Genomic DNA, 5474 nt, shown 5'->3' with positions numbered 1-5474 from the left:
TTATGATTCAATCATTATTGACACTGACGGCTGCTCTCAGCGTAACGAAAAGCAATTGTATGAAATGCGTGAAATATTTGACGAACGCGGTCGGATACATAATGCCCTGGTTCTGAGTGCAACAAGCAAAGACAGTGACATGAGTGAAGTAACAAGGAAATTCGGCTGCATGCCAATTGACAGCATTATTTTTACAAAACTTGATGAAAGTGCTTCCTACGGTTCGCTCTTCAACCATGCAATTCGTTTCAAAAAACCGCTCTCCTATTTGACAGTAGGACAAAAAGTTCCAGAAGATATTGAGGTGGCCTCAAAGGAACGTATGGTAGATTTACTGCTGAACATTTCCGGAACCTGAGGAATGAGTAAATATCATGCCCACCAAGCAAAATCCCTATACTGAAAAAACTCAGCAGAGCAGGGAAGATCAACTCATAAAACATGCCCCGCTTGTCAAAAGAGTTGTGACTAGAATGGCCGCCCGTTTTCCACCAGGAGTAGACCAGGAAGAACTGTATCAAGTTGGTATGATTGGGCTCTTGGATGCAGTGGATAAGTTCGATCCCACCAGAGATGTTAAGTTTAAAACATACGCTGAATTCCGCATCAAAGGGGCAATTCTTGATGAACTGCGTAAAATGGACTGGGTGCCGCGTTCGGTTCGTGCCGACACCAATAAACACAGCTCTGCATGGAGGGAACTGTCTTTTGAACTTGGCCGTGAACCCAGTGACCAGGAAATGGCAGGGCAGATGAAAATGAGTATGGATGAATATTACGAATTCATCCGCAAGGCCAGCCCCACCCCTTTAATATCCATTGAAGAATTCAAAGGTTACTCCAATGAGGAAGACAGTGTCAGTTTACTGGAAATCCTGTCTAAACCTGGAGAAAAAGATCCCTTTTCCATACTGTCATTGCAGCAGATGAAAACCAAATTGGCTGAAGCAATTGGTCAACTGGAGGAACGGGAACAGATGGTGCTGGCTCTGTATTATGAAGAAGAAATGAACTTGAAGGAAATAGGAGAAATTCTGGGTGTAATAGAGTCCAGGGTATCACAAATCCGCTCAAAAACAATACTCAAGTTGCGTGCTAAACTGCGGATTATGACCAAAGACGGGATGGAAAATTAACAAAATTCGAAATGCAGAAATGCCGAGTGACACATCCTCAATTGCACAACTGATTCAGGAAATGGTTGATCAGCAGCGGTCCAAAGTTCTCAAAGTTGCACGCGAACTTGTAGCGGATGCAACTCCGGAAGACATCCGCAACCCCCAGGATTTTCCGGAACTATCCACAGACGCTCTTTTCAACTACGAGGACGGCATCCTCACCGGTTACCTTTCTATGCAGACCGCTCTGCGCAGCCAGGAAAAAAATGAAAGCAATGGTCTTGAATGAACTCTGCGGACTCGAAGAAAATCAGGCTCCGTTGGAACTGACAGAACTGCCAGATCCCATCCCATCAGCGAATGAGATTTTGATCAGGGTTTCTGCCTGCGGGGTTTGCCATACCGAGTTGGATGAGATTGAGGGGCGAACACACCCGCCGCGTTTGCCAATTGTACTGGGACATCAAGTGGTTGGCCGGATCGAAGCAACCGGAAGCGAAGCTAACACCTTCAGAATTGGAGATCGTGTCGGTATCGCCTGGATTTTCTCTGTCTGTGGAACATGCAAGTTCTGTCTGGCAGGCAATGAAAATCTATGTCCGGATTTCAAAGCTGCCGGTAGAGATGCAAATGGAGGATATGCCCAGTATATGAAAGTAGCAGAAGGCTTTGCCTATCACATTCCCCACTTTTTTAACGACTCTGAGGCAGCTCCCCTGCTGTGTGCCGGTGCAATTGGTTATAGATCCCTGAGATTGTCCGGTCTCAAGGACGGACAGAATCTGGGTCTTACCGGATTTGGGGCTTCCGGTCACCTGGTTCTGAAGATGGTGAAACATCAGTATCCGAATACAAAAGTTTTTGTCTTTGCCAGAAGTGTGAAGGAGAGAGAGTTTTCCGGTAAACTTGGCGCTGTTTGGTCAGGGGATATTGAAGAGGACTCACCGGAAAAACTGGACTGCATAATAGACACCACACCGGCATGGTTATCTGTAATTGAATCTTTGAAAAATCTTGAACCAGGAGGGAGACTGGTCATCAACGCGATTGGCAAAGAAGAGGCGGATAAAGAATCTCTTCTGGGCCTGGACTATCCCGTCCATTTATGGCTGGAAAAGGAAATCAAAAGTGTTGCCAACATATGTCGAAAAGACGTGAGTGAGTTTCTGGCACTGGCGGCCGAAATGCGAATCAAACCCGAAATTCAGGAATTCGCATTAGAAGATGCAAACGAGGCTTTGGTTGAACTCAAGACGAGGAGAATCAGGGGGGCAAAGGTTTTGAAAATCGATTGAGCCGTTAGGGGTGAAAACTCCAATGCCCGCATAATTGCTGCCGCAAAGAGAAACCCGGAGATGAGCGGAGGGTTCAGAAATGTTCAGATCTACATTTGTCAGAGAAGATGAGAGTACGTATTCCAGCAGGCATGTTTCTGGTTTCATCGGCAGCTCTGATGTACGAAATCAGTCTTTCGCGTCTGCTGGCCATTGAACTGTGGAATCATTATGCATTCCTGATCATCAGCGGAGCTCTGCTGGGCTACGGTGCGGCCGGGGCTTTTCGTTTGTCCAGCTCCCGTCGCATCCCGCCTCTCCTTCCTGTCCTCTGTTTTTCGCTGCTTCTGATCCCTCTTTTCCTGCTCAGCAGTCACCTGCCATTCGATCCGGCACTGATGGCGCTGGATCCACGGCACGGAGTCTGGCTGCTGCTGATTTTCCTGCTGCTGGCGTTCCCTTTTTTTCTGGCGGGACTGACGCTGAACCTGCTGTTGGAAGCATACACCGAACACGCGCATTTTCTTTACGCAAGCGATCTTATCGGCGCAGCATGCGGATGCGCGGGTTTTTTCCTGACGGCCCCGTGGTTGACGGAAATTGAAGGTCTAGGTATACCCGCGCTTCTGGCAGCATGCAGCAGCCTCTGCCTGGCTTCGGGAAAGAAACAAAATATACTCGCTTTGGCAACTCTGCTGACCCTGTTCTGCGGTTCATTTTGGCTGGGGAAACTGGAACTCAGAATCAGCGACTACAAGAATCTTCCCCATGCTTTACGCTATCCCGGCAGCAAACTGCTGGAAACACAGCGCGATGCTTCCGTACGGATTGACTGGCTGGAAACTCCGCTGGCCCGCTTTGCACCCGGCTTGAGTCTGGAATTTCGGGGATCGCTTCCGGATCAGCTTGGATTGACGTTGGATGCTGACGGTCTTACCGGAGTGGCACCTCTGGTTCCCGATTCACTTGGATCTTATCTGCGTCACCTTCCGGAGTGGGTGCTGTATTTTAAACAATCACCACCGGAAAATGTGCTGGTACTGAAAACACTTGGGGGGCAGCAGGCGCTAGCTGCAGTTGAAGCCGGTACTTCTTCTGTTCTGGTTCAGACGCCGTACCAGTTGCTGACAGAAAGGCTGGCTGAAGACAGCCGTTTCCCGCAAATTGAATTTCGGGCCACTGAAGCACGCTCTCTCCTGGCAGAAGACTGTCCGGAACCCTGTCAAAAGCCGGAGCAGAATTTTGACAGGATTCTGGTTGCAATCGAAAGCTCTGCCCCGGTCGGCAGCACAGGCATGGATCCATTAAAAACCGATCAGTTGATGAGCCTTGAAGGTATGCAGTCCCTGCTGAACCGCCTGGCACCCGGCGGTTGGCTGGCTGTGCACCGTTTTCTGCTTCCGCCTCCTCGCGGTGAGATGCGGCTGCTGGCCACCGTTATCACTGCAATGCGCCGTCAGGGTTGGAAACCGGACCAGAGGCTGGGAGTGTTCCGGACACTCAGTACCTTGATGGTGCTGGTTTCACGGGAAGCCTGGACACCTAAAGAAAGCAGTCGTTTCCGCGAATTCTGCCTCAGCAGAGGATTCGCTCCAGTTTATTATCCGGACATGCCTGAAACAGAAAGGAATAGTGTAATCCAGCTGCAGGAACCAGTTTATGCACTAGGAGTGCGGGAACTGTTGGCGGATCCTCCAGCTTTTCATTCAAGGACTCCATTTGACCTGCAACCGGTTACCGATGACCGGCCATATTTTGAACTCTTCCTGGACTGGAACAGGCTGGACGATATTCGAAAGAGTCTCGGCGGCAAGTGGGAAGGTCTGGTTGAAGCCGGCCTGCTTGTTCCCCTGCTGTTTGCCGCAGTGAGCCTGAGTGCGCTGCTGCTGATTGGCATTCCGATTCTGCCCCACCTGCGCAGGATGGAAAACACCATTTCGGTTTTACTATATTTTGCCGGTATCGGTTTGGCCTTCATGCTGGTGGAAATCGCATTGCTGGAAAAACTTACACCGTTTCTGGGACAGCCGGTATATTCCTTCGCCCTGGTGCTCAGTGGACTGCTAACGGCTTCAGGACTCGGTTCTTTCCTCAGCAGTAGGTTCTCGAGAACCGGAATACGATTTTATTTTTTGCTGCTGCTGTTCGGTTTGTTCTTCTGCTTCCGAAACCTCCCGGACTTGCTCAGGGAATTGTCCGGCGAAGAATGGATTATACGGCTGCTGTGGGCCTGGTTGGTGGTTAGTGCGAGCGGGCTGCTGATGGGTATTCCTTTCCCGGCAGGACTGAAGCATTTTGCGGTCTTTGGAAAGCATACTGAGGAAAGAAGAATCCGGGTGGCCATGGCTTGGTGTGCCAACGCCTGCGCTTCAGTGGCGGGAGCGGCCGGCGCAGTATGGATCGCACAGTTGGCCGGACAGTCAATTCTGTTTCTGCTGGGTGCGTTGGCTTATGGAACCGCGTGGTTGACCCTGGAAATTCGGGGAGGGTGAAGGAGGGAACGGCTATTCCTGTGCCGCTCCGACCATCGGCACAAAACGGACTTGTCCGTGCTGCGAAGTACGCATTTTGCCCTGTGAGTCTTTCTCTATCAGAGTCATGTTTTGAGAGTAACGCACATTGCCGAGGGGCAGGATCAGCTTACCGCCGGGTTTTAGCTGGTCGAGCAATGGACGCGGTACATGATTGGCAGCCGCGGTGATGATGACTCTGTCAAAGGGTGTATGCTCATTCCAGCCGTAATAACCGTCACCTTGACGCACCTCCACCTTGTAACCAAGTTTTTTCAGCCGAATTTTGACCTCACGGGCAAGGTTCGGTCTGATTTCCATGGAATAGGTTTTCACTCCCATGGCCGCCAGCACTGCTGCCTGGTAACCCGAACCCGTTCCGATTTCCAGCACCTTCATGCCTTTTTCGAGCTCCAGCAGTTGAGACATCCAGGCCACCACGTAAGGCTGGCTGATGGTTTGTCCCTCGCCTATCGGCAAGGGACGGTCGGCATAAGCCAGTTTGCGAATGTGCTGCGGTACGAATTCGTGGCGCGGCACCTGTTTCATCGCCTTGAGCACGGCAGGGTTCC

6 protein-coding genes are annotated in these 5474 nt (G+C 50.6%); 5 read left to right on the top strand and 1 reads right to left on the bottom strand.

From position 1 onward, the window contains the following. The 5 genes from D9N14_RS18325 to D9N14_RS18305 form a co-directional block, all read left to right on the top strand. The coding region (locus tag D9N14_RS18325; RefSeq protein ID WP_290582442.1) for a hypothetical protein at window positions 1–358 on the top strand (358 nt) is incomplete at its 5' end. 16 nt (window positions 359–374) lie between these two features. Next, a complete protein-coding gene (locus D9N14_RS18320; protein ID WP_290582440.1) occupies window positions 375–1136 on the top strand; it encodes a sigma-70 family RNA polymerase sigma factor in 762 nt (253 codons plus the stop codon). Between the two features lie 19 nt (window positions 1137–1155). Continuing rightward, the gene (locus D9N14_RS18315; protein ID WP_290582437.1) at window positions 1156–1407 is read left to right on the top strand and encodes a hypothetical protein; all 252 of its coding nucleotides are present in this window, start codon (window positions 1156–1158) and stop codon (window positions 1405–1407) included. Continuing rightward, a complete protein-coding gene (locus D9N14_RS18310) occupies window positions 1385–2413 on the top strand; it encodes a zinc-dependent alcohol dehydrogenase family protein (RefSeq protein WP_290582435.1) in 1029 nt (342 codons plus the stop codon). The genes D9N14_RS18315 and D9N14_RS18310 overlap by 23 nt, the downstream gene beginning before the upstream one ends. A 95-nt stretch (window positions 2414–2508) precedes the next feature. Next, complete coding sequence (locus D9N14_RS18305; protein ID WP_290582433.1) at window positions 2509–4884, top strand: hypothetical protein; 2376 nt, start codon at window positions 2509–2511, stop codon at window positions 4882–4884. 12 nt (window positions 4885–4896) lie between these two features. Here D9N14_RS18305 and D9N14_RS18300 read toward each other — a convergent pair. Beyond that, window positions 4897–5474, bottom strand: a 578-nt coding sequence (locus D9N14_RS18300) for a protein-L-isoaspartate(D-aspartate) O-methyltransferase (protein WP_290582432.1), incomplete at its 5' end; no start/stop codon positions are given.

The sequence above is a fragment of the Ketobacter sp. genome, assembly GCF_003671495.1.
Classification (GTDB): Bacteria; Pseudomonadota; Gammaproteobacteria; order Pseudomonadales; family Ketobacteraceae; genus Ketobacter.
The sequence above is the reverse complement of the archived record's forward strand: the minus strand, read 5'-3'. Positions and strand labels throughout refer to the sequence as shown.